Origin of the sequence: Wansuia hejianensis, from assembly GCF_014337215.1 — a bacterium.
GTDB classification, from domain to species: domain Bacteria; phylum Bacillota; class Clostridia; order Lachnospirales; family Lachnospiraceae; genus Scatomonas; species Scatomonas hejianensis.
On record NZ_CP060635.1, the window covers coordinates 2,895,385 to 2,920,293 of the forward strand.

Consider the following 24,909-nt stretch of genomic DNA (forward strand, 5'->3'; position numbering starts at 1 on the left):
CAGGCTAAGTATAGCCGATTCTTCTTCTTTTTGTAAAGTATCAAATCGGCATATATTTATTCCAAAATCATATTGTTCGCTGCCGTTCACCGTGCGCTGTCATTCAAAAATTCCCGAATCAGTTTCTTGACCTCCTCTATGTCCCTTTTATTCCATACCGCCATAATACTCTGCTCCTCGCAGAAGGGAATCAGCCGCACCCGGCGGTTGTCCTCAGGATAGAAAAGCCTCGGCCCCAGCGTAATTCCCTGGCCGATTTCCACCTGTACGACAGCCGTCACATCGCTGTTCACATAACGAACCGATTCCGGCCTGACCTGATGTTCTACGCAGAGACGGTGGATGCCGCACTGCTTCTGAGGGCTGTTCTCTGGCTGTCCAAAAATCAGCCGCTGACCGTTCAGGTCATCGTAGGTCATGGCGGATAGCTTTGCCAGAGGACTTTTCTCATGAACCACCGCCACCAGCGGGCAGGTTCCCACCTTCTTGGTCTCAAAGCAGTCCTGGCCCTCGGGAATATCCGTTTCCAGTAGAAAGGCCATGTCCAGCTCCTTTTTCTGCAGGTCCTCCAGCAGCAAGGCGCGGTTCTCTCGTTTGACCCGAATGTCCAAATCGGGCTTCCGCCGGGCCAAACCTTCCACAAACGGAAAAAGAAATCCGGAGGTATTCAGCACGGGAAAACAGCCGATGGAAAAATTGCTCATCTCAAACCGCTGAAGGCGGCTGGCCTCCGCCAGGTCCCGTTTGTAGCTGTCCAGCATTTTCTTCCACATCTCATACAGGTGTTTCCCCGCCCTAGTTAGCCGGACGCTGCGCCCCTCCCGGGCCAGCAGCGGAAGCCCCAGCTGCTCCTCCAGGGCGATCATCTTCTTGCTGAGCAGGGGCTGGGCGATATACAGCCGTTCCGCAGCCTGGGTGATGCTTCCCGCCTCGGCCACAGTTAAAAAATACTGAATCTGCCGTAGCGTCACGTCAAAAATCCCGTTCTGCATCTTTTTTCTCCTCCTTGTGCTACTACTATAGCACAGACCGCCGCCGTTGGAAATGTTTTTGCCTGTATCTGCCGCATCTTCTGACAGATAAATAACAGGCATTGTGATGTCAAAAAGCCTTTCTCTCTTGGATTTCTGCCATTTGCCTTTTAATCTCTGCATCCTGCTCCCCTCGTTCCAAAGCGCTCAAAATCTGATCCATTTCTTCTGTTCCAACTCGCTTCACAAATGCTAAGATGCACGCCCACAAGGGCTGGCTGAAATCGATTGGGAGTTTTGTACCGACCATCGGCACATCTTTTTCATGTTCTTGCGTTGTTTCTTCCTGGGGATGTAGATTCAGATGCAGGAAATCAGCTTCTGATAATTGGATTTTTACAGCTCCCTTATCCTCTGGTGTTTCTAACCACTCCAGAACCATCGGAGTTTCCGCATCTTCCCGTATGGTATGGGCCAGCCCCCGGCTATTCTTGATTACCTTCACAGGATGCTCATAACCTCCGCTTTTATTCAAGGCGATTGCGCTTCGATACGGGCCCTCTTTTTCTGGCATCTCCCAGGGAAGGGCTTTCCGATCCCGAACCGGGAGCTGCCCCTCTAGAAAAATAATACACTCCTTCCGATCCATCCGGCGAACCTCCGATGGTGTCATCAGTTCCCGGCCGGTCCGATTATAATTTACGCTACCACTTTTCCCGGACTGCCCGTCACTGGCCGTATCAATCGTCATTTTGCCAATGAGTTCTGATATATATTTGTGAGTTTCCAGCGCTCCGGATCCGCTGCCTAGGTACATAAGCACCGCACAGTTGTCCATCAGGATCTGCCATTTATCCCCCGGATACAGGGTTTTTAGCTGCGCCACAGACTGTAGGATCGGAATCAGGGCAATATTCCGGGAGCGTACAACGCCCATTAAACTGTCCACCGCATAGGGCCTGGCACCCGCGTAAAATTCATCCATCCAGATCTCTAATGGGATCGGCAAACTTCCTCCCCTGTCACGGAAATCTTCATCGGCCATTCGCATCAGAACGCTTAGTGCCTGCGTATAGAGTGTCGAACAAATGAAATTGAAAGATTTATCATCATCCGGGACACATAAAAACAGTGCTATTTTCTGATTGGTTGGATGCTCTACTGTCCCGCCAACACCTGTTCCAAACTCCCGCAAATGGATGTCATCCCCGGAAAAAATTCGTTTTATTCCCTCAGTTTCAAACAACTTCAGCATCGCATTGACAATGATAATAATGCTTCTTACGGTTTCCTCTGCGCCGCGCTTTAACTTTCGGTAATCTCGGACAGCCGGATGATCCGGGCCATATTTTTCCGCCAACTTGTCCATTTTTAGCTGCAGCACCGTAGGTGGATTATCCCCCTCTTCCGTCGGATGATCTGTTGCAAGTGTCGCTTCATCATTGACCAGCTGCATAATCTGATTCATATTGCCTACTCTCCCCTCCTCTTTTGCAACTGCCCATTCATGGAAAAATACAGACTGCAAATACAAACAGGCCCCATCCTGCCAGAATGGGTCACCCTTGGCCACATCCGGCGGGGTCAGGGAATCCTGAATGGCCGCAATCATCCGGATAATATCCTCCTCGGTTTCCACATACTCAAACGGGTTAAACCGATCCGAACGATCCGGCTCCTTTAAGTTCAGACATCGAATGGTGTATTCTTGACTTTTTAAATAGTTTCCATATCGATACAGCAGCTCCCCTTTTACATCCAGCACGATATAATTACAGGACGCCTGCAATAAATTTGGCGTTACAACGGAATTCGTTTTATAGGTTCCACTGCTTCCAATGACCAGCATATTATTATTGGATAGCTTTGCCTCTCCTTCCCGCGTAATTGCAAGATGCCTGCTTAAGATCCGGTTTTTCTGCGGATCTTTATCCCGGAGTTTTTTATCCAGTGCCCGGACATCCGCCCACTCCTCTGTTCCATACTCACAACCGCTGTGAAAATTGCGATAATGGGTCTGCAAGTACAGGGCCAGAAAAATCCAGATAAGGAAACCAACACACAGACAGGCCGGCGTCTTTTCATTCCACCAGATAGTAAACGGATGCCGGATAATATACAAGGCATACCCCTGCATGTTTGAAAATGACAAATCCTCATAGCAAAACAAACCGGACAGGTAATAGCTGATAAGCAACATTCCAGCCAGAAGTAACAAATATAACCACCATGGTATCTTCCGTTTTTCAATCATCCTCTTCATCCTTTTAAAGCTTCCGCAACTCCGGCCATAATATACTCTGCACACGGAAGAGCAATCGCATTTCCAAGAGCCCGGCATCGTGCAGCCGGACTCACAGGTTCACCTTCTGCCCCATACGCTGTCCATCCATCCGGCAACCCAATCAGCCGTTCGCACTCCAGCGGTGTCACGTACCGGATCACCCCGTCTCTTTCTTTTCCTTCATACCAGAAAGAAAACATATTTACTGATCCAGAGAGCAAGGTGGGAAAAGGACCATTTGGCCTTCCAAAGCTCCGGAAGAACGCAGATGCATCTTTGTTTTTGGCCGACTGGCGCATCCGACGTTCTTCGAAGGGATGGAGGATGGGTACCTTCCCCCTTGGCGCAGCAGTAAGTATTCGATCCACTCGGGTGGCCTGCAGCCCGCCCGAACAGCCAGCGTCAGAATATGTATGCAATTCACGGGGTTTAAATAATACCGTTCTGGCACGTTTTCCTCTAAAATCTGCCACCAGGAAGATCCTGCGTCTTCTTGCCAACCGTCTGCCGCCTCCCCAATACTGGGCGTCCATAAGCCGCCAACAGAGATCGGGGCCATGCCCTCCCACCAGTCCGGCATTCGCCCATTTCCCAACGCCAGGTATTGGAATGCCGGTGCCTTGGAATGCTTCCAGTACGGCTCGGAAATCCATCCCGTTTCCTGATGTAAAAGCTCCTGCAACGTTTTCCCAAACAGCGAAAACTGGATATAAGCCATGACTTGCACACCTCATCTCTTTTATAATTCGAATTGCATCGTAAAACAGCCCGGATTTGCTTCCGGAAAGCCCTTCCCTTGCACCCATAGTGGATAAATTCTGACAGGGAGAACCAAATGTGATCACGTGTACCGGCTGAATCGCCCCGCCATTTAACTTCGTAATGTCCCCCAAATGCTCCATCTCCGGAAAGTGCCGCTTTGTAATCGATATAGGAACTTTTTCGATCTCACTGGCCCACACCGGCCGAATCCCAAATCGGGAGGCCGCCAGGGGAAATACGCCGATCCCATCAAATAAACTCCCCAATGTTAGTTTCATGCCGTCTCCTTTACCGTGCCATGACTGGCGGCGCTTTGGGAACCACTTTTCCTACCGCCTCTACCGCTTTTTTTACCGGTTCCATACGCCGTTCCCGGAAGGTTTCTGTTACCTGATCAAAACTCCGGAACAGTGCCGCGCCGTCTTTATAATCCGTGATCCAATTTCCCTTCCGATCTAAAACTTCCGGTCGTTCATCCCGGCTGATAAATGCAATATAACGTTCTCGTTCGCTGTCTCCCACAGAAAACACCTGCTGCATCGGCACCTTTAAGGTGGCCTCGTTCTCACCATATCTTCCCGGAATCCGGCAGTAAAAATGCTCTCTGTCCCGTTCCTGATAAGCAGTCGCCTGCTGACCTGCGATTAACGTATCCGCATCAATAGACAGCCTCACATAGCTATTATCCAGAAAATACCGGGCAAATTCCGGATTTTCAGCAGGCAATGGTTTTCGTCCTAATCTTTCTAGCTGCTGCTCCACACTCCCTTTACCTGCTCTTTCATAAGATGCAGCCGCCGCCTGGTATTTCGGATCTATGGAATTAACATATTCTTCCGCACTGCGCTTTGCCGTATCCTGGTATTGGCTGACCGTCATATCCCGGATTTCCTCCGGCTTCTGGCCGGCCCGAAGCAATTCGTCCTTTAAAAGGTTATACCAATGACGTACTTTAGATAAATCTGTGTCCGCCACGAGGAACTGTACCTGTCCATCCCCTACATGCAGATCCGGCAAGAGGGAATAATTTACACGCAGACTCTGAAAATCTTCTTCGATCTGGCGAATCCGATCCTCGCCCGGGATGGAGAGGATACTGGCCCGTTTATCCGTCAAGGACAGCAAATCCTTCTGCCGGCTTTCTCCTCCGGACAGCTGCTGATCCAGATAGGCGTTAAAGAACGCGCCGAATTTCTGTCTATCCTTCTGATAGACGCAAATCTGGAACGCCTGGTCTTTGACATTCAGATCCGGCAGGATATGATAGCGGATTCCCATCCGATCCAGATCACTCTTTACCTTTTTTAAAAATTGATCCAGCTGCCCATCTGGGGCATCCGTAAGCCGGTAAGGAATATGAATAATGTCATAATTTCCTCCCGACGCTCTCAAAAATTGCTCAAACCGCCGTACCTCTCCGCCTTTCAAGACATGTTCTCGGTGGAGCCGACAGATCAGCTGGTAGATCTGCAGCACCGCCGTGGCCCCATTTCTCGCTATCATATTCATGCTGTACTGGCCCCTTTGGATCTGCATCATCATTTCATTCATCACTTGATCGGTTTCCGACATATAATTTTCTCCCTTCTATCCGTCCATTTTTTCTTATTTCTCAATGTTTCCCCGGAACTTTTATTTCCGAAAATTGAAACCGTGTCGGCTTCTTTTCCCCTCTTACTTCCTGTTTCCGATCCTGTTCAAATTCCAGGCCGGTATGCTCCAATTTTTGCTGTTTTTTCCATGCCTCCTCCGCGCGAGAAAACGCCAGCGGCTTTTTTCCTGCACATACTGGTGTTTCTGTATCCCGCATTACAATTTGATAGCTATTGTTACTCAGGATAATTCGATACTTCCATTCCGGATGGAACTCCTGCAAGCGATCCAGGCAAGCAAGATTCGCCGCCCGCAGTGCTTGAAGTTCCCCTTCCATCTGTTCGATCAGCCAATCTAATCGTTGCAGCCCTTCCTGATATTTTGATATTTGCCCCTGCCTTTTGTTTACTTCTTTTCTCCGCATGGCTTTTACCTCTCATTCATCAGAGAACCGGCCCTTTTTTCGGAGCTTTTTTCGTATGTTCCAAGGATAGATTCTCTTGCTTTACTCGCCTCTCATATTCCGATGCCTTCTCTAGTTTGCTCGTTTTCTTATCATAGTGATAAACGGTATCCGAGAGCCAGACCTTCGGGTTTACGATTTCTCGATTCACACCACGTACCATTTCTTCCAACTCCCCGGCTTTCAACCCCAACAATTCCGGTGCTAAAATAACCTCATGACACGATGACGGCAAAATATAATAATTACCTAATTCCTTCCCCACTTCTTCTTTTACGCCTGGATATAAAATTGCAGATGCTCCATAACACCTCCGTTTATTGGTTATCATCCAAAGTTCTTCCTGGGGATTCTGCAGCTCATTCTGTGCATTTTCCTGAACCCCATTTACAATATCTATCAAGCGAACTTTTACAGGCGGATAATTCTTTATCATATTCTGCCACGCATGTAAGACCAACTGACGTGTCGAAACTCCCCATTCATTGATTATGCTTTCATTAATTCGGATATAAGGATGCGGCTCATCTTCCGATGGATTCCCGGCATATGGGATAAAACAGAAATCCGTAGTCCGAACTCCAACATCCGGACAATCCCGTGCATTCACAGGAGAGTCAAGACTCCGTAGTGCCAAATAAAACTCATCCCTGGCCGTATCATAATTCTTTAGTTTGCTGATCAGTTCTTTTGCTTCTTCTTGAAACTCTCGATTCACTTGATCCACAATTTCTTCGCAAGTCTGTTTAATTGCTGCTTCCTGTGGTAAATTACCATACATTTCATGTAGAGTTTGCAGGTTATAATCAATCCGGATTTCGCGGTTTTCCTGATACGGAAATCCAATCACCAGATCCGCTTCTGTTTTACTCCAGTTTCTCCGCGTAACCGAATACTCCGGGGAAATCTCCGGGAGATATTCCTTTCTCATGTTTTTTGTCACTTCAACGGCAAATGTTGTAAAATCCATATTCCTAACCTCCTCTGCAATCTTTACAGGTGCGGATATTTTCTTTCCTGATGTGGTTGTTTTTTCATGTTTTTCTTCGGTTGCGGCTCTTCCTGTTTTCTTTCTATACAATCAGCTGCCAGTAACAGCCGCTCTTTCTTCGTGTCATAGCAGTAAACATTCTCTGATAAGAAAGAATATTTGGAGCTCAATAATTTCTCCGCCTGTAAAATACCCTCTCGCCCCTTCCGTTCTCCATAGCCATCCGGAACTACAAAAATATAGTTAGAACTAACAACAAGAAACGAATAATCTCCGATTGTTTCCCCTAATTTCTCCATCATACCCGGATAAAAACGAGAAGCTGCGCCGCAAAAAAACTCCCGACCCGTAACCATAAATGGATTTCTACGGATTACTTCCTGTAACTCCTGATACTTATCTCCCATTGGTATTTCTAACAAATCTGGCAACCCTTTATCCATTGTCTGCAACCGGATACCATATCGCTTCAGTCCATTTTTACATGCCATTTCCACGGCCGTTTCAGCAGATACGCCCCATATTTCCAACTCATTCTTCCTGACTTTAAAGCTCCCTTCATCGCCATCTGGGAGCGTTAAGCGCACACTTGCTACGAGAGCCAAATCTTCTGCTCCTGGAATTTTCTTACAGACACACTCCTCCAACCAATCCGGTCTTTTTCCGACATTACACAAGTCCATGTATAAATGTTCTTTTGCAATTTCAAAATCCAACGCAGTACGCACCATAGCTTTTATCCTAGATAGTTTTTGGCGTTTCAAAATTTCTGTGATAAGCACTGCCGTTTCCTTTACAGCGTGTTCCAGGGATAAATCCTTTACTTCTTTATAGCAACCTTGCAGATCAATTATTATCTCCAGCTGGTTCAAATCGTTTTCTTCCATTTGAGGGAGCATAATTTTTAGCCCGAAAATCGGTCTATCCCCTTGTTCATCCAAAACTATTCGAACCGCTTCTGAAGGTATGAAATCCGGTAAATATTCCATCACAGATCGGTCTATACCCTCCATATACTCTTCAAATGTCATATTTCTAATACTCCTTCCCATAACTTTCTGTAACAACCATCGTTCCCCCTCCTACGTTCGGTACCGCTTCTCGTATATACGTCTCAAACGACTCATTTGCTCCACCGTCAGTGCGGGAGAGGCAAAACGCGCCAGCTCCTCAAACGATAAATTTTCCTCGAAACAATTTAGTAAAAATTCCTTTTGCTCCGACGAATAGTCCGGATCATCCAAATACATTTCCCGAAACCGTATGATTTCTACACTTTTTCTGCCTTTTTTGAAATGCTCCAAAAACGATGGCTTCGTATTTTCTTTTTTTGCAGGTTCGGCCTGATTTTTCCCTCGTTTTAAATTTCGAATTTTTCCTTCCAATTCCGTAATTCGTTCCTTTTGTATGCAAATTGTCTCATCCTTCGCTTCAAGCACATGCTGCTGGGCATCCCTTTCCTGTTTTCGGCTCTCCGTAATTTCCTGCAGATAGGTGTCACGTATGTATGCGTAATCGGCCAAAGCATCTCTTGCCTGCTGCTGAAGCTCTAAGATTTTCTGATAAACGCCCTCTGATAATGGGATACGCTGTTTTATGTGCTGCAATATACGAGCTTTTATTTCGCCCTCCGTCCACTCTTTTCCCCGCATCCCTTTTAGCTCCGCCAGAGGCACCCCTTCATACACGCCCCGGAACCATACGTCCAGTTCTTCTTCCCGACATCCCTGCAGAAACTGCTCTTTTTCTTCCGGGATTTTCAGTATACGACACATAACCTCCAACGCATGTTTCCATACAGGGACTGTCATCTTTTCTGGCGAATGTATCTCCAGTATTTTATCCAGGATCTTCTCCTTGTGTTTCTCCGATTTCTGTCCCAGATTCTCCTTTCCCGCATCATCATCTCCCTTTTTTTCTTCCATTTCTGACAATTCTGCGATACCCCCTTCATCTTTCATCCTTCTCCTTTCCGCGATACGTCAATTTCCCGCCCGCTGCAAGCCACGCCCTGTTTCGTGCCCTTTGCGGCTTTGGCTGCAGCTGTACCACTTTCAGCGTCTCCTCTGCATTTCGCAAGATTCGCCGCAAAATATTCCGTCTCTGCCTCAACTGCTGTATGCGCATTTGCTGTGTATCACGATTTTCCAGCAATGTTTCCGGATATTTCTCTTTTAATTCTCTGAATCGGTCATCGATTGCCTCATAAGCCTCATCCGATACCATCCTCCCTTGCAGCTTTCTCTGCAATTCCTGGTATTCCTGTATTACCGCCTGTTCTTCCTGACTCCAAATCCCTCTTGCAAAATCGACCGTTTCCTTTCGATTTCTTTCTTCTTGCAGCCGCCGCCCGGTACGCTGTAGATCTGCCTGTACCTCTTCTATAGTTTCCAGATGATTTTCAATCAGAAATACACATTCATTTCGCAGCTGTTCAATTTTCAATAGATCTTTCCGTACCCGGTTCTGATCCAGCAGCTGCCTATCATAATCCCGATAATAATAAGCCTGTCGAACTCTCTCCAATGCACACACCTGCAGCTGTCCTTTCGGCTGTAATACCGGAAGCTCTATTTGAGGGAATACCGGCGCATCAACTGCTTTCTCTTTTGTAATCAGCCTCCGACGAATATCTGCCACTGTATACCCCGTTCCCAACCGATAATCCCTCCGGGCTTTTTGGGCACCCGGAGCGATGAGAGCCATGTATTCCCCATGCCGTTGCTCTGAATAACCACTTCGGACAACATACCCCATCTCACGTAACTCCCTCAAAAATGCTTCGAAATCATTTGCGCGTTGAATGGCCACATCGATATCCGCCCGTATAATCATTTTGTTCGTGATCCGGCCTTCCTTCTCCGCCAAGCGTTCTGCGTAGGACTTTCTTTTCCGATTCGCTTTATCATAAACCAACTCCGGCAGGCCATATTCTCTACACCGACTATCGGTAATGGGCTGAATCTCTTTTTCCCAGTCGCCCTCTATGTATCGGTATTTATAGCCGGATACTCGATTCACCGAATTAAAAATAATATGTCCGTGCAGATGCGGTTTGTCATTGTGTATCGCAAAGCAATAATCATAATCATCTCCTAAATACTGCTCACAAAAATCCCGCACCAATTGGAATGCTGTTTTTTCATCTGTCTCTCCCGGTTTAAACGAAATCTTAAAATGATACCCTTGTCGGCCGGAAAGTTTCTGCCACTCCCTTTTGGTATCCAGCATTGCCTGCAAAACCGTCTCATATTCCCGGCCGACGTTGCCACCCACCCATAGTCCCTGCTCTGTCTTTCGGGGATTTAGAATGTACCGAATTGCATTTTTGAGATGCTCTGCTGGCCTTCCCTTTTCTTCGCCAATATAATCCAGAACTGTAACTGCCACCTTATTCTCCCTCGTCCCGTAACAGCCAGAGGATCGCGGAAAGATTTTTCAGTATTTCCTCCTGTACCTTTTTCATGCCCAGCCAATTCTTTTCTCCTCCATAGCACCCGGCCAGTTCCTTTGCCTGTGAAAGCTCTGTTTCCTGCTTCTGTAAGCTCCATATCATCCGCTTAAACTGTAAGCGATCCCGGCTTTCCTGTAGCGAGTATAATACCTTTTCTTTAATTAACCGGGTGATCGTATACTGCTCTCCTGTACGTTTTGTCTCCTGCGCGACCAGCTGGTAAAAAGCTGCTTTCTCTTCTTTACTCAAGACAATATGAAGCTGCTCCGTTTTCCTTCCATCCTCCCGTTTCACCTGCTTACTCCTTTGACGGATCCAAAAGATCAAAAAGCTCGTTATTTTCGAATCCTAACCGCCGATCCAATAACTGATACAATTTTTTTACTTCGTTTTCTAAATTTTCCTGTCCTTTTCGAATAGCCTGTACCTCTCGCAAAAGTTCTGATCCCCACATTTTATCCTCCGCCTGCTCCTTATCCTCCAAGAGCTGCACCGCCGTCTCCACCAGATAGCTGGCATAGGCTCCTATGGCCGGAAAACGTTTTTTATCCCGTTTTTCCAAGATCTGATAGCTTTCATCCGTAATTCGGACTGTTCTTTTATTTTCCTTCATTGCTATCCCATCCGTCACTCACTTTTCCCAAGCGCCGCCTTGTCGGAATAGCTGGGAACCGGATAATCCGGAATAACAATATCAGATGCAATTTCATTCCCCCATGCATCCCATCCCGGTTGATGTCGCCTAGCAAACAGTTCAAGATACGGCTCTGGCGAAACCCGTTCAATAATGGCATATTGCTCTTCCGGTTTGCGTGAATGATCCTGCGTTGGCGCAAACACCCAGTTTGGCTGCGATTTGAACTTCACCGGAGCTTTCCCATGCGTGCCAAACAAAATCGCTTCGCTTGCATTCCGCAGATAATTTCCCAATCCCAATTTGGGTTTAATCCAATAAAACGGAGCGCGGTAAGTAAATCCCCATGCTTTTATAACGTCAAGTCTTTCCTGCAATAAACCATTCGGAACCCATAACCATAGATGTTCATTTTCCTCGCTGAAGTCTGCAACAGGCATTGCTTTAATCCTGTCCAGCTTCATTAATTCATAGTGCTTTCCCGCACCATATTTCCCCTTCTGGTTTATGTCCCAGGGCGGATCCGCAAGAATTGTCCGATACTTCCTGATACTCATACCTCAGCCCCCTTCTATATCTCTCATCTCTTCCTTGTTTTCCAATGCATTGGTATATGTAAAAATGGATAAAAAAAGAGAACCGGATTACCGATTCCCTCTTTCCTATTTTTACAAGTATAGACTAACAGAATATTTTTCGCCCATCAAGATTCATCTCCGGCCACTCCAGGCCAAGTAAACGAGCCGACCGTCGGCACATCTTTCTACTAATCATCTTTAGAAATAGCTGACACAATTTGTCACTTGCAAAATCCTCCATACCGCATACACTCACATAAAAATACAGGGATCACAAATAATCACATGGCTGTGACAATTTGTGACCCCTAAAAAACGCCGGAACTATCGCCTTTTCCCGCCCCTTGCTGTTCGTCTGGCCTCTTCCTTCGATACATAATCAGGGCCGTGACGAAAGGATACCGTAACTGCTCTTATGTTATTGCAAGATACGCATTTTATGTTCATAAAATGCCTCTTGTTAGGGCGATCCCTAAGACCCCTTCACATAATACCCTTTATTAACCATAACGTTTTACAAAATCATACATTGCATCTATCGTTGCTTTTATTTCTTGAGGATAATTTACTGGTTTAACCAAATGCTAGCTATCCTTCTCTAATATTCCTACCTATATCTTTCATGTAGAGATATTTTTTTCTTCATGTAATAAGAAAAATTTGTATGTTTATTATTCATTCGGTACAGGTATAAATTCATCCTCATATACATTTGTGACGTAATATCTATCTGTAGATTTATTATAGATTCCAAACAAATCTACCGAGACACCAATAAAATAGGTGTTTGGGCCTATCCAAAGCCGATGGCCATTAATATAGAAGCAATCGCGCCATTGTTCAAAACGCATAATTTCTGGATTTTCGAAATTCCCTTCTTCAGTGATTTCCAATATTTTAGGTTTTCCCGCTACAACAAGATTGTATCGGACCACATCACCTACGCTTAACGACTCGGGCACTTCATTCGGGTAATAACCATGCATTTCTCCGTTCAAATTAATATAAATATTTCCATATATATCTTTAATGCATATCTGTATTCTTTCTGTATGGGGTGTAGAATATGCAGATATAAATATCCAAAGTGCCACCGCTACAAAAATTCCCATAAGTATTCCAAAAATAATCATGCCCTTTTTACCAAGGTATATTGTTTTCTTATATTTAAACATTTGCAATACCTCTTTAGATAATTTTTATTCGAGTATGACCATCCATAATAATTCCTTCATCATTTGACGCAGATAATACTAAATATTCCCCTGTTTCAACATCAGGAATATTGCATGTAACAGTGAGTATTCCGGATGCCGGGAATTGCATTGTCCGTTCATAGGAAGTTTTTTTGTAATTGTCATCCTGATCGTAGACATAAATAGTTATTGTGACAGTTTGGATTGAATTTGTGTTATTTTGAATATAACTTTTCAACAAAAGGGCTGACTTGCGAACGTATTCCACATAGAGTACGCTTAATGGAGTAGTACGTGTTTGAAGTTCCGCTGCATAAGCAATATTATTTTCATAATAAATTTCTTTTTCCGGGATAGATACCTTCGTTTGATAAATGCGATAATCACTTGCAGGCACTATGAACATTTTCTCTATAGATTCACCTGTTTGTAAACCGACTACGTTATCGCTTAATAGCATTTCCCAGTGGTTATTTTCTTTAAGACCATAGACTTCGACAACCCCTTCGCTGATTTGACAAAAGCCTTTGTTGATGAACTTTGCCGAAATTTCCTTTGTACTTCCCGAAGAATTTACTGTCATTTTTTCGATGGCAATATCTGCGTAGGCTATTTTTAAAATATGCGAATTGCTTTGTTGCCCAGCAACTGTCTCCGCATTGAAACTTACAGTCACAATGTATGTATCTGCTAGACAATTACTTAAATCACATATCCATTCCAAATATGTACGTTTACCTGACGGGATATAATGGGTTAGGGTTTCTGTAGAAATAACATTTTGATTTTCTGTTTTCAAAATCAAGCCTACTTCATCAATCGCTTGTAAGCTATCATTTCTAATTTCAACCCAAAGTTTGACTTTCGTTAAGTCTGTCAAAGAACTTTCATCGTAACCTGTCTCTAAAATAGTAAGCTGCATCGGCTGCGGGTCATGAATAATATATATATTATTATATCTTGAACTTTGCTGCTCGTTTTCATCGTCTGTATTTATAGGACAGACTACAGAAAGCACTATTTCTTCATTCGTTGTTAGGACAGCTGTAAAATCACGAATCTCTTGTTGTAGGTTTGTAAGGGCAACCGGTTGGCTCCATGCCTGCGAAAATTCATCAAAATGTATTTCGTAAATTTCATCTGTTTCGTTATTCCTATAAATCATGAGAATACGGATTATATTATCTCTCGAAAGCACCTTAATTTTTTTTGCCATGCCAAAATCAAAAGCCACTTTAACCGGTAATACCACATCGCTACTCAAATCCTTAAATAACAGTTGATTATTTGAAATCCAATACAATCGATTATTTTCATATTGTATTTCGCCAACCACGTCAGCGCATAATTCTTGATAAGAAGTATCTGACTGTTTTGCCGTATATAAATTCGTTTTGGATGTCTCTGGATCCCATAAGGTAAAAGCAATTTCATGCTGCCCATTTACAACTGTTGAAACAAGGTTTGTAATCACTTTCGACTCTATAATGTAATTGGAAAAGTATTCCATGCCGCCACTTTGGTTTAAATGTGAAATTTGTATAATATTTTTACCGGCGAAACTATAAATATCATTTCGCTCATTTTCAACCCAGGCAACAATAATTTCATCTCCACAACAAGTAATGGTCGGCATTAATTCAAAACGTGCGCTATAGGTAATAGGTGCAATCACATTAAAGGAGTTTTCCTGGAATTGAGCCAGCCATAAATTAGAATATGTAATAACCTCCTCTACAGGTTGGGTGTCATCAAGTATCATCTCTTGATTTTGCCAAAGAAGATAAATTTTATCATTTAACCTTAATAAACGCGGGGATCCATCCGTAGTTCCATCATCCTGTACTTGATTTATATTACTCCATATCCCGTCATTATAAATACTATACATTAAAGCGGCGCGATTGATATTGGTCCTTTTAAAATCATCCCCCACCCATACCATAAGAAGTTTTCCATCAGATAATTCAACCATTTGTGGCTCGCAATACGAATATACACTATCTAATAAAAACTCATTTTGTACATGTATGCCATTGCTATGGATTGATTTCGGACGCGGCATTGATACAAGAGTAGGAGAAGTGGGACGCATGGTTAAAGTCATTGTATTTAGTCCTATATGCATTGGTTCATTCTTTTTTTCTATAAATGACCAGCTTTTGTTTAAAGGTGGATATAATTGACACTTCGCAACTTCTATGCTATGTTTATTTTCAAGACAAAATGCATGGTATTCAAAATATGCTTTTCCTGAAAAATAAATTTTACAGTCTTTTGACAGTATTTCCAAAGGAAATCTAAATTGCAAATTAAATCCTGCCTCCACCCCAATTTCAGCATTTAGGAATTTGGGGATTCCAACACCTACTCCTCCATTGGCAGCAATATTAAAATCTATAGTTCCGAACAAGTTAAGCGTTTTGTTTTGGTTCATTTCTAAATATATTACGTCATTAAACCCGCCAGAAAGACCAACGGTTGCATAGACTGGAATCGCGATAATGGGAATATACAAATCATATCCAATATCACACATAATACCTATTCCACCATCTAAAAGTATGCCATCATAATTAATTTCCATATAACCGCATACACGAGTTGTTATTTCTATTCCCAATACCATGGTTGTGGATTTTGAATATTGCATTAACGATTTAAGGATATTTGGTGCGATATTTGTTTTAGAACTCAAATTTGCCACCAATTCTTTGGTACTTTGTAGATTTATATCTGCTTCATCAGAAAAATCTCCAATTAAAATTTCAAATCGTTTCTCCTTAATATTATTGTTTATTTTTACTACATCAAAAAAAGAAAAATTATATGAAATTGGCAGCTCAAATAACGGCCCCTTTTCTCCAGCGATTTCATATTCCGGTCCATACAAAGTCTCCTCTATGCAAGAACCAGAACACGAATCCGTATTAATATTTAAGCTATTCCATGTGACAGTTTCTTCTTTTTGGGCCAATGATATTACGTTAACTGCATCAAATGTTAATGAAGCCACCGTTGCTGTATAAGAATAATATCCCGGTGCATTGCAAGAGAATTTTATATTTCGGTTTGAAATCCAGCTATCATGTATCTTTACTAAACCGTCTGCCGCACTGATCCATTCAGCTCCGACATATCCCGTAACATTAGGAATTATTTGCTTCGTCTCTGCATCCTGAAAACGCAACCATGTATAACTTTCCTTAATATCCGTGGCAATAAATGGGATATTATGGGTATTTGCATATAATTCCGCATAGGAAAAGCGTGAGCCTTTTATAGTTAAATAATCACAATATTCGAAGCTCAAATCACGAATACTGGTTGTACTGCTGGGTATTTGTATAATTCTCAGTTTGTTACACGCATAAAAAGCTCTTTGTGCAATTTCAACTACACTTGAAGGTAATGTTATCTCTTCAAAAATACAGTGAGAGAAAGAAAACTCCCCTAAATATGTTAATTTAGGATTTGTATTTTGGAAGATTACATTCTTTAATGTATGTGTGCAAAACGCAGTATTTCCAATTTTTTCAATATTGTTCGGAATAAAAATGCTTTCAAGACCTGCTTCACAGAACGTCCACGGTTCAATCACAGAAAGTTTGTGCGGAATTTGTATCTCTTTCAATGAAGTACATGCACAAAACGCAGATTCTCCAATCTGTACAAGCGTATTCGGTAAATTTATATTGGATAAAGATCTACAATCGCCAAAAGCATGAGATGCAATTTTGGTCAGACCAGAAGGCAATATTACGCTTGTTAATTGGGTGCATTCCAGAAAAGCCCAATAGCCAATCTCAGTTACTGTTTCAGGAATTGTAATTGTCTTTAAACTTTCACATTTCCTAAATGTCAATCTGGGAATATACGTTATTCCATTAGGCAACGATACTGTCTCTAAACTGCTGCAACCTACAAACACAAGGTCTCCCATAGATGATAATGTTGTTGGTAATTTTGCACTTTTAAGATTTGTACAGGAGCAAAAAGCCTCATCCTGAATCTCCGTCACAGAATCTGCTATTTCCAAAGATGTAATACTTTTACAAGATTCAAAGCAATAAGCTCCAATAATTTTTACCGGAATATTTTCTATTTTTTCAGGTATGACTACTTCAGTTGGTTCTCCAGTATAACCTACAATTGTTTTTGAAGCAGGATCAAAAAGCAGTTTTCCATTTTTTACGGCATATTCAATAGCATCATTTACCTGGATCTGTTCTTTCTTTAATAAAGCAACGCTTTTTCGCATTTGTATTTCTTCTTGTATTTTTTCTTGTATTTCTTTTTCATGTTGAGCCAATAACTCTTCATACTGCAGCTTTTTTTTCATCGCCTCTGATTCATTGCGCCTACTCTCCCCCATAACTTTTACCCCTTTCTTTTTTCTAGTGATGATAATTCTTATAAAATACTTTTGCGTATCTCTCTAAAATGATTATATAAGGCCACTCTTATACAGTTGTTATTATACATCACCAGCTGTAGAATGTCACGGTATAATATATATGTCAATTCGCTCATAGCATTGGATAGATATTATTGGCATCTATACAAAAGTATATTGAGTCATAAGGCTAACACGTTAAAAAAAAGAAAACAGCGCTCCTCCCAGTTCTCAAATGAGATGTAGTTTTGCGCCTGAAAATTATTACGAAATATTTTCTGTTTTTTTCTAATTATGGATTGCATATACCACAAGGCTCAAAACCCCGGGCAATTAAATCTTCTCTACTACCTGTAAATTCTCTCTTAATTTTTGTCACTTATCATTTCCACTTTGGAGCAGTCCGGATCATGAAACTTTTTTGGAATGAGTGTCAAAAATATGGGGTTCTCCAGTCGTATCCGTTCAGGAATAACCTACTATCTGATTTCTTCCGGTAGAATAATCAATTTGTACTCCCGGCTATACAATAGCAAAATACGTGGAAGTTAATACCGTCTCCATTATCTTCTACAGAGAGAGCTTTCATCCGAATCCCCATGGCAAGCAGATTATCATCTTCAAAAACAGGTGGTATTCGGTACGGGACGTGGTTATCTGCCAGTTTATTACTATTTATTTTCCACAAAAGTCAACGAGATCTGCCTTTCGGAAGGACTTATAAAAAATCCTGAACTAGTTACTAACTGTTCCTCTGTATTAAGATATTACGTTAGGAAAAATTAATATTCATCATTTGAATATTATAGCACGACGGGCGGAACGCCTCGGTTCTTATACCCTGGCCAATCTGCTCGCCGTTCCTTGTTCTAGTTCGCATCCTCCGGTACCATTTGCTTTCCAGATACCTTAGTATATTTTCCTTCCCTCGCATTTTCCGGCACATGATCTATCGGGCTACCAGCTTCCATCTCCGGTTGCACCGCCAGAAGCCTTATAACGTTCTGTTCCGGTCTTTTTTCTTTAACCTAATAACGGACATTGTTGCTTCACGGTTTCTTTTCAAAGCATACGCCTGCGCCGCCTCTAAGGATTCAAATTCCAGAGGACGTCCATCCTCTTTACACCACGCCTCCGCATGGCCGAATATGGAAGCGGCACTTCTCACCGCCCAAATTCCGTATGTATTTTTCATTTTTACCATTCTCCTTATCGCTTCGGCTTTTTAGATGTCTTTTGGGGCGCATTCGTTTCCGGAGCCTTACTATTTTTAATTTTCTGCCGGCCAGGATGTGGCTGCTCAGCCTCCTGATCAACCGAAGTAATATTGACATACTCCCCGATCATACAAAGCGCTTTATAATAACTGTCACAGGAAAATACCCTGTCAGCCATTTCCTTCGCCTGATCGGGCAACCCGTGCGCTTCCAGAGTACGAGAGGCGATACTGATCAGGTTAAAAATATTCCCATCTTGGCCAATCAAAGGGCAATCCGGTTTTTCTGAAATTTTCTGCATCGGTTTTTCTCCCAGGCGGTTATCAATATAATCAGACAGCCAGATACCACCAAAAATATCATATGTCTGCTGACGCCACATGACGAGTTTTCCAACATCCAATTCGACGTCCTCGAACGGAAACAGCATATAGGTAAGATCCTCATTTTGAAACACACTCACATGGGTAAACGCCGTTCCATCCAAAAGGATTCCACTTTGCGTCAGCAGATCATTGATTCCTTTAACCCATTCACCAGGGTCCCCGCCGCATCCCTGTAGGATAATTCCTTCTTTGTCCCCCATGCGCCGAAGCTCTTCCAACGTGATAGTCTGAATTTCCACAATTCTCCTCCTCAAAAATTATTTGTCATATACCAGGGAATCGCTACGGAATTCGCCTGTTCCCCACCCGTTTTCCAAACTCCTAGAATACTGTATCAAGAATCGTCCTACCTCGCTGATACATTTGCTCTAATGGAACAGAGAACGATTATGAGCAGCTACATATGGGATAAAATGAACCATTCCCACCATATAGCCGCCAGCATTTCATGAATCTTAGAACGCATTATCTCTCAATTTTACTAGTTCATTACTCGTATATTGGCAAGGCAGCACGTCCAGATAAGCTCCATGTTCTCCCTGCGGCGGATAATACAGAAATGTGACCAGTGTTTCCTCTTTGTCATTGAACTGGATATAGTATTCTTCCCGCCCATAAGAGATTCCTGCATACCGGTCCAGCAGCACTGTTGCCATATCTGCCTTCAGACCATGCTGTTCAAGATAAGATTCCAAGAGGATTGCCACCCCTCCGTAGTCGGCTCCCATGGTTTCTTTCATGCTCTCGGCATTCTCTAGCTCAACAAAATCCCGCCATTCCATATCATCTGTCAGATACCCAACCGTAATCCCCGTATAGCGTTTCCCGCCCCAGTAATATTCATCGAAATCAAGCACGGCCCCCGGCCCTGTGGCCATATCCGGCTCCGGTAAGCGCCATCCATCCAGCTCTTCTCCTCCGGCCACTACTTTTGATCCCTGGCTTTTCGATTCCTCTTCCTCCAATTCTATCCCTAACGCTTTATAGGGGGCCGTCTCTTCCGATTCTGTCTGCATAGCATCTGCTGTATTCTGATTGGTTTCTGTCTCCCTTTTATGCTCCGAGCTATTTAAGACGAGTACGGCCGCAGTGATCAAAATTCCTGCAGCGACCGTCAAATAAAACTTTTTCGGTAACTTCTTTTCTTTTTTCATTTTCGTGCCGACGTTCGGCACGCCCCCTTCCCGTCATCCTGCAAAACTTTCATAAACCTGATAAGCCATCTGTATCCGGTATTCAATATCTGCATATGCAAACACCGGCCGTTCAAATTTCGCACAAAACGTCCGCGTTGCTAAATCCACATCCGTCAGATTTTTAAATTCCGCATAACTCATATTGCACTCCTGGCCATAAGGCGCGGAATAGGTACTGCTCCAATACCAATCTCCACTCTCCAGCTGTAACAGCAAGTATTCCACCTGCGTCTCCAGGCTGGTTCCAGGCCAGGGATCCCCTTGTCCCGCCGCATAAGTTTTAAACTCTGTAAAATTGGTAATACTGCTGCCATTCGAATAGGTGTAATCCGTCCAGGCAACAATTCCCCCACCGTGTGCATCCTCCGCATGGATATCTATGTCTGCCCCGCCATGGTTCGTCTCCTGATAAACATTCCCTACTACCCCGGCCGCAGCAGCATCCGAAAAACCGCCATATTTCTTTAAGGCATGGAACAATCGTTCTGCATCGGTAGCACCAGATAACTGCACATTCATCGGGACTTTCTCAAAAATCCAAATGTGTTTTGCACAGGAAAAAATGGTATCCCAATCGTGCCCGCCAGAGGATAAGCTGTCCTCATAATTACCTCTGTTTCCCGGATCATAAACATAAGCGCCCCGTTCACCAGCCCCGTAAATTAAGATATAATGCCCTCCGCCGCTGGGATTATATTTACCACCGGTCATGGATAAAATGACCGGATGATAATCAGACACCTGTCTGATCAGATATTCCCGATCAAAAGCTGCCTCTCCGCAGCAATTCATATTTGGGCCGCCCATCTCTTCCACCGCCCCGACCTGGTAATATGCTGCCAGATTCCCAATCGCATCGTGGGTATTGACCGTATTGTACTTCCCATTTGTATTGGCAACCGCCGCCACATCTGGTGGCGTAATCACGGAACCGGTCAGGCCAGACGCTGCCATGGCGAAACTCGTAATCCCACACCCATCGGAAGATATTGTCCCATCATTAAACGGTATGTCCCGGTAATCCCCCTGGTTATAATAAGGCACAGCTCCCGTATAATGGCCAGCTGCAAAAGATAGCGCCGTTTCCGTTACAGACGCACTGACAACTGTAAAAGTAGAAACAACCAGAAGGGCAAGCAGGGCCACCGCAAGAAGAATTCCGGCCGCAAGCAGCAGAACCGGCGCTATCAAGGAATATAAATATCCTCCTATGAGCAACGCAGCCTTTTTTATCGGCCCCACCGCAATCTGACCGTCTCTTCTTTCTTCCTCTGCGGAATCTCCCCAATTCTCCCACTGGTTTGTTCGGAATAAGCCTTCCTCCACCGGCTGCATCTGTACTGTCAGCTTCCGGGCTTCCCTTTGTATTCCCCGTATCCTCCTCCGGTTTTCGGAAACTGTTAGATCTGAAATTCTCTTCCCATTGCTTCTATCTTCCGTCGCTTTACCTGACTCTTTCTTAGTTCCACTTTTTCTTTTTCCGCACCCTGGCATATGCGCCCCAGCCAGCGATTTTCGTTTTGGCGCTTCTAAAGAATTCTCCTCCCAGAATAGTTTCCCTACCCGCCTTTTTCGCAAAAGCCTTTCCTTCCGACCGCTGGAGAGTCGGTTCCATTTTGCTCGAAGCCTCTTAGGAAGGAAAGCCTCGATCTCGCGGATCCCCTGGCCGGACTTGCTTATCTTTCCGCCTTTTTCAATCCATTCGGGATCCTCTGAGAGCATAATTCCATCTCCGGATTGCTTAAGCTGCGGCTCAAAATCGAAAACTTTCCCTTCCTCCCTCTCCGCAATTTTCATAATCCGTCCCCTTTCCCTGTACGGTACTGCAGTTTTCCGGCAAACGGTACAGCCTCCAGCCTCCCTTCCCGACACAACCTCTGAAGAGCTGCATCTAACTCCCCAGGCGTGCACGGAAGCAGTTCCTGTAATTCCTCCTTTCCTACCGGTACCGCCTGAGCAATCCGGAGAATTTCCACATCCAGGGTTCCTTCCCTGGCCAACGGGTCTCCGGCCTCCTGTCTTCGTTCTTTCTTTTCATGGAAATTTGTAGAAAACTTTTCATAGAGGCAGTTATCCCCTGACATACGCGCATCCAGCAAAATTGTCTTCGTACCCCAAATCATCAGGCAGTATCCGGGAACCGCTTCTGCTAAGGACTGGTATTCCACATCAGACAACTCCTGAATCTCCCGCAATGCCGCTGCGTCTACGCCGCCCTGATCGAAAATACATTTATAGCCACAATTTGACAGCATGTCCCGAAGCTCCGGATTCTCTAACACGCGGGAAAGGTTCTGGAAAACCAACGTACAGATACCGCCAAATTTTCGATAAGTGGTGACTGCTTTTAGAAGAATATCCGCCGAACTCTTCTGGGCGCATATTACTTGCGTTTCATCTACGATCATTCGGGTGGCCGTATCATGCTGCTGGTTGTATGTCATTCGGTTGGTTAAAAAATGCATGACCGTAGTCATAACCGGAAGCCAATCTTCCGGATCTACTTTCTTCAAGCCGAACACGAGCAGGCGATTTTGAAAAGTTACATTCGATTGATGCGAAAACAGATCACTGGAGCCGCCCACCTGCTCTTCCAGAGAGTTGTAAATACGGCGCAGGATGGATGCTTCGGAAGGTTCTGTCGCCCGCCCCATGGCATCTTCTATTTCCTGCCGGAGATCTACAAGCGTAGGCTGCCACTTCCGCTTCTTTTGTGCAAACGCACGCTGATAAAGGTTCCTCACACACCGGTTTACCAATACCCGGTGTTCCTGGGTATATACCATGTTCTTCATGATAGATTCACAAAATGCGGATGCCCAGGCACACTGGTCTGCGATAAACTGATTTTTCCGAAGTTCATCCCCGGAATCAAAAATCTGCTCCGGAATTTCAAGCGGGTTGATATGGCACTCCCCCTGCGCCTCCAACGACAGGAACTGCCCGCCAAACTCCCTGCAGATCTCCTGCAGTTCATTCTGCGGATCAATGCAGATCAGGTCATCATCCGTTCCCAGCAATACTTGACTAATTTCAGTGCTTTTCAGGAAAAAAGATTTGCCGGATCCGGTATGCCCAATCACAATGCCATGTGGACTGTAAAGTCGTTTCCGGTTTCCGATAACCAGATTTCCCGTGGTGCGATTTAATCCGTATAACACACCTCCGGCTTCCTGAAGTTCCTGCGCGTAGAAGGGCTGCAACGCAACAAAGGAAGAAGTCAGGAACGCCCGGAGGTTGTCCACCAACCGGCAGCCGATTGGCAAAGCTGTATTCAGTGCTTTTATTTGTACCCAGTGATATAACTCCAGTTTCACACCATTTTCTCGACTTACTGCCTGAACCCCTTCGATCCGCTGCCGCAGCTCCTCTTCTGACTGCGCCGTCACAACAACCAGAAGTCCTGCCAAAAAACCGGATTCGTTATTCTCCTCCACCTGATCCTGATATGCCTCCAGTTCTTCCCTCTGTTTTTCCTTTGCATAGGAGGTACCAAGTGCTGCAAGGCCCCGTTTCCGTTTTGTATCGATCTCTGTAGCAATTGTCCTCTCCTGATTGATATGCGCTGCTGCCAGCATATCTTTCAAGGCCGCCTGGCCCGTAGGGGCTACATCAATCGTACAGATAGACGGATAGGGAAGCGTAGAAAGGCATTGAAAAACCCGATCCTCCCGCAAACTGCTTGTATATTCCCTAGCCGTAAGCACGGATGCATACATGCATCCCATATCCAGGTAGTCTTTATCCGCATCCAAAGACACCGGCAAAATCGCAGGTAATTTTCCCAATCCCCTGCTATCATCCTCTATCTGTTCCTGCCCACGGAAAAAAGCACCAAGAGCTGCCAATCGCTCCCCCGCCTGAAGCGGAAAGATACGGCTATCAAATGCCTGAAACAGCCTTGCCAACTGGATTTCCAGAGAAGAAAAATACGTTTTTGCATCCGTATACCGGAGAGCCCGTACCGTTACTGTCAAATACAAAAGCCGGTTTACATCTCCCATGCTGCCGCGCTGTTCCAATTCCTCCCGCCACTCTCGCATTCCTTTCGATACTTCTGGATATGCCTCCCGGTTCTGTTCCCGGTACAAGCCATCCAGATATTGTTCCGTATTGCGGGATACATTCATGGCGGTTATTTTAAAATCCGCGTTCATCGCATTTAAGAACTGCATCAGCGCCATCAGAACTTCCCGCTTTTCCTCATCGTTTTTATTAATATAATTCATATCCGCAAATAAATAGGCCCGGTCGTAAAGATCTTTCTCTTTTCCCTTTCGATCTTCAAGTTGGAAGATTCCGTCCGCATAAATCCTGTAAATCTGGAACGCCTGGCGGACACATTTCGGAATACGAAAAAGAGGCTGTGTCAGCCTCGCACTTTTTTGGAAATTACGGATTGCATGCAGTACCGCCATGTTTCCTTCCTCCTTTCCCCTCCGTTTTCTGCATCTGAAACAGATGTACTTTATTTCTGGTTTCTTCAGCCGCATAGGGCAATTCCTTCGCTTTATATGTATAATAGATCTCCCGCAGCAACCGGATGGGAGATAAATAACCCTGATACCGGTAAAACCCAAGCAGTACGATAGGGGAGGCCGCCGGCACGGAGAGATACACGGCAACAGCCGGGGCAATCCCAAGTCCCATATGCAAAAGAAAAACAAGCGCTATGGCAGTCCCTGCCGCCAGAAGAAGCGTCATGACTTCTTTTCCTGAAAAGCCTTTCCAGGCATCGTCTTTATACTCCCGGAGAAAGTCTTTATTCACCCGTATCTTCAAATCGTG

20 protein-coding genes are annotated in these 24,909 nt (G+C 44.4%); all 20 read right to left on the bottom strand.

What is annotated here, in order from left to right:
* Positions 1-86 precede the first annotated feature (86 nt).
* On the bottom strand, positions 87-1,154 hold the full coding sequence (locus H9Q79_RS13360; protein WP_118648186.1) for a LysR family transcriptional regulator: 1,068 nt from the start codon (positions 1,152-1,154) through the stop codon (positions 87-89).
* The gene (locus H9Q79_RS13365) at positions 1,102-3,225 is read right to left on the bottom strand and encodes a VirD4-like conjugal transfer protein, CD1115 family (RefSeq protein ID WP_249328503.1); all 2,124 of its coding nucleotides are present in this window, start codon (positions 3,223-3,225) and stop codon (positions 1,102-1,104) included. Before H9Q79_RS13365 ends, H9Q79_RS13360 begins: the two co-directional genes overlap by 53 nt.
* Before the next feature lie 5 nt (positions 3,226-3,230).
* A complete protein-coding gene (locus H9Q79_RS13370) occupies positions 3,231-4,295 on the bottom strand; it encodes a DNA cytosine methyltransferase (protein ID WP_118648190.1) in 1,065 nt (354 codons plus the stop codon).
* Between the two features lie 10 nt (positions 4,296-4,305).
* A complete protein-coding gene (locus H9Q79_RS13375) occupies positions 4,306-5,589 on the bottom strand; it encodes a hypothetical protein (protein ID WP_118648192.1) in 1,284 nt (427 codons plus the stop codon).
* Positions 5,590-5,629: 40 nt separating this feature from the next.
* Positions 5,630-6,034 (bottom strand): hypothetical protein, encoded by a 405-nt coding sequence (locus H9Q79_RS13380; protein ID WP_118648194.1) that lies wholly within the window; start codon positions 6,032-6,034, stop codon positions 5,630-5,632.
* Positions 6,035-6,053: 19 nt separating this feature from the next.
* Positions 6,054-7,043 carry a DUF5688 family protein gene (locus H9Q79_RS13385; RefSeq protein WP_118648196.1) on the bottom strand — a complete coding sequence of 330 codons (990 nt, stop codon included), beginning with the start codon at positions 7,041-7,043 and terminating at the stop codon, positions 6,054-6,056.
* Between the two features lie 23 nt (positions 7,044-7,066).
* A complete protein-coding gene (locus H9Q79_RS13390) occupies positions 7,067-8,095 on the bottom strand; it encodes a DUF5688 family protein (RefSeq protein ID WP_147371512.1) in 1,029 nt (342 codons plus the stop codon).
* A gap of 51 nt (positions 8,096-8,146) precedes the next feature.
* Positions 8,147-9,025, bottom strand: coding sequence for a hypothetical protein (locus H9Q79_RS13395; protein WP_118648200.1), 879 nt, complete (start codon positions 9,023-9,025; stop codon positions 8,147-8,149).
* The gene (locus H9Q79_RS13400; protein ID WP_249328504.1) at positions 9,015-10,454 is read right to left on the bottom strand and encodes a relaxase/mobilization nuclease domain-containing protein; all 1,440 of its coding nucleotides are present in this window, start codon (positions 10,452-10,454) and stop codon (positions 9,015-9,017) included. Before H9Q79_RS13400 ends, H9Q79_RS13395 begins: the two co-directional genes overlap by 11 nt.
* Before the next feature lies 1 nt (position 10,455).
* Entirely contained in the window at positions 10,456-10,812 is a 357-nt protein-coding gene (locus tag H9Q79_RS13405; protein WP_118648204.1) for a hypothetical protein, read from the bottom strand.
* Between the two features lie 4 nt (positions 10,813-10,816).
* A complete protein-coding gene (locus H9Q79_RS13410) occupies positions 10,817-11,131 on the bottom strand; it encodes a hypothetical protein (protein ID WP_147371513.1) in 315 nt (104 codons plus the stop codon).
* A gap of 14 nt (positions 11,132-11,145) precedes the next feature.
* The gene (locus H9Q79_RS13415; RefSeq protein WP_118648207.1) at positions 11,146-11,709 is read right to left on the bottom strand and encodes an MT-A70 family methyltransferase; all 564 of its coding nucleotides are present in this window, start codon (positions 11,707-11,709) and stop codon (positions 11,146-11,148) included.
* A gap of 692 nt (positions 11,710-12,401) precedes the next feature.
* Entirely contained in the window at positions 12,402-12,905 is a 504-nt protein-coding gene (locus H9Q79_RS13420; protein ID WP_118648209.1) for a hypothetical protein, read from the bottom strand.
* A 13-nt stretch (positions 12,906-12,918) separates the two neighbouring features.
* Entirely contained in the window at positions 12,919-17,301 is a 4,383-nt protein-coding gene (locus H9Q79_RS13425) for a leucine-rich repeat protein (protein WP_249328505.1), read from the bottom strand.
* A gap of 1,015 nt (positions 17,302-18,316) precedes the next feature.
* The gene (locus H9Q79_RS13430) at positions 18,317-18,517 is read right to left on the bottom strand and encodes a hypothetical protein (protein ID WP_118648215.1); all 201 of its coding nucleotides are present in this window, start codon (positions 18,515-18,517) and stop codon (positions 18,317-18,319) included.
* A gap of 14 nt (positions 18,518-18,531) precedes the next feature.
* Positions 18,532-19,164: a hypothetical protein gene (locus H9Q79_RS13435; RefSeq protein ID WP_249328506.1), complete on the bottom strand. Its 633-nt coding sequence runs from the start codon at positions 19,162-19,164 to the stop codon at positions 18,532-18,534.
* A gap of 216 nt (positions 19,165-19,380) precedes the next feature.
* On the bottom strand, positions 19,381-19,941 hold the full coding sequence (locus H9Q79_RS13440) for a hypothetical protein (protein ID WP_147371524.1): 561 nt from the start codon (positions 19,939-19,941) through the stop codon (positions 19,381-19,383).
* A gap of 171 nt (positions 19,942-20,112) precedes the next feature.
* On the bottom strand, positions 20,113-21,918 hold the full coding sequence (locus tag H9Q79_RS13445) for a phage tail tip lysozyme (RefSeq protein ID WP_118648704.1): 1,806 nt from the start codon (positions 21,916-21,918) through the stop codon (positions 20,113-20,115).
* Positions 21,915-24,539 (bottom strand): VirB4-like conjugal transfer ATPase, CD1110 family, encoded by a 2,625-nt coding sequence (locus tag H9Q79_RS13450; protein ID WP_118648702.1) that lies wholly within the window; start codon positions 24,537-24,539, stop codon positions 21,915-21,917. Before H9Q79_RS13450 ends, H9Q79_RS13445 begins: the two co-directional genes overlap by 4 nt.
* Complete coding sequence (locus H9Q79_RS13455; RefSeq protein WP_249328507.1) at positions 24,514-24,903, bottom strand: PrgI family protein; 390 nt, start codon at positions 24,901-24,903, stop codon at positions 24,514-24,516. Before H9Q79_RS13455 ends, H9Q79_RS13450 begins: the two co-directional genes overlap by 26 nt.
* Between the last annotated feature and the right edge of the window lie 6 nt (positions 24,904-24,909).

Excerpts from the sequence above, each read along its gene's own strand:
- H9Q79_RS13360 (WP_118648186.1), bottom strand. The coding sequence starts at position 1,154 with ATGCAGAGATTAAAAGGCAAATGGCAGAAATCCAAGAGAGAAAGGCTT.
- H9Q79_RS13365 (WP_249328503.1), bottom strand. The coding sequence starts at position 3,225 with ATGATTGAAAAACGGAAGATACCATGGTGGTTATATTTGTTACTTCTG.
- H9Q79_RS13370 (WP_118648190.1), bottom strand. The coding sequence starts at position 4,295 with ATGAAACTAACATTGGGGAGTTTATTTGATGGGATCGGCGTATTTCCC.
- H9Q79_RS13375 (WP_118648192.1), bottom strand. The coding sequence starts at position 5,589 with ATGTCGGAAACCGATCAAGTGATGAATGAAATGATGATGCAGATCCAA.
- H9Q79_RS13380 (WP_118648194.1), bottom strand. The coding sequence starts at position 6,034 with ATGCGGAGAAAAGAAGTAAACAAAAGGCAGGGGCAAATATCAAAATAT.
- H9Q79_RS13385 (WP_118648196.1), bottom strand. The coding sequence starts at position 7,043 with ATGGATTTTACAACATTTGCCGTTGAAGTGACAAAAAACATGAGAAAG.
- H9Q79_RS13390 (WP_147371512.1), bottom strand. The coding sequence starts at position 8,095 with ATGACATTTGAAGAGTATATGGAGGGTATAGACCGATCTGTGATGGAA.
- H9Q79_RS13395 (WP_118648200.1), bottom strand. The coding sequence starts at position 9,025 with ATGAAAGATGAAGGGGGTATCGCAGAATTGTCAGAAATGGAAGAAAAA.
- H9Q79_RS13410 (WP_147371513.1), bottom strand. The coding sequence starts at position 11,131 with ATGAAGGAAAATAAAAGAACAGTCCGAATTACGGATGAAAGCTATCAG.
- H9Q79_RS13415 (WP_118648207.1), bottom strand. The coding sequence starts at position 11,709 with ATGAGTATCAGGAAGTATCGGACAATTCTTGCGGATCCGCCCTGGGAC.
- H9Q79_RS13420 (WP_118648209.1), bottom strand. The coding sequence starts at position 12,905 with ATGTTTAAATATAAGAAAACAATATACCTTGGTAAAAAGGGCATGATT.
- H9Q79_RS13425 (WP_249328505.1), bottom strand. The coding sequence starts at position 17,301 with ATGGGGGAGAGTAGGCGCAATGAATCAGAGGCGATGAAAAAAAAGCTG.
- H9Q79_RS13430 (WP_118648215.1), bottom strand. The coding sequence starts at position 18,517 with ATGAAAAATACATACGGAATTTGGGCGGTGAGAAGTGCCGCTTCCATA.
- H9Q79_RS13440 (WP_147371524.1), bottom strand. The coding sequence starts at position 19,941 with ATGCAGACAGAATCGGAAGAGACGGCCCCCTATAAAGCGTTAGGGATA.
- H9Q79_RS13445 (WP_118648704.1), bottom strand. The coding sequence starts at position 21,918 with ATGAAAATTGCGGAGAGGGAGGAAGGGAAAGTTTTCGATTTTGAGCCG.
- H9Q79_RS13450 (WP_118648702.1), bottom strand. The coding sequence starts at position 24,539 with ATGGCGGTACTGCATGCAATCCGTAATTTCCAAAAAAGTGCGAGGCTG.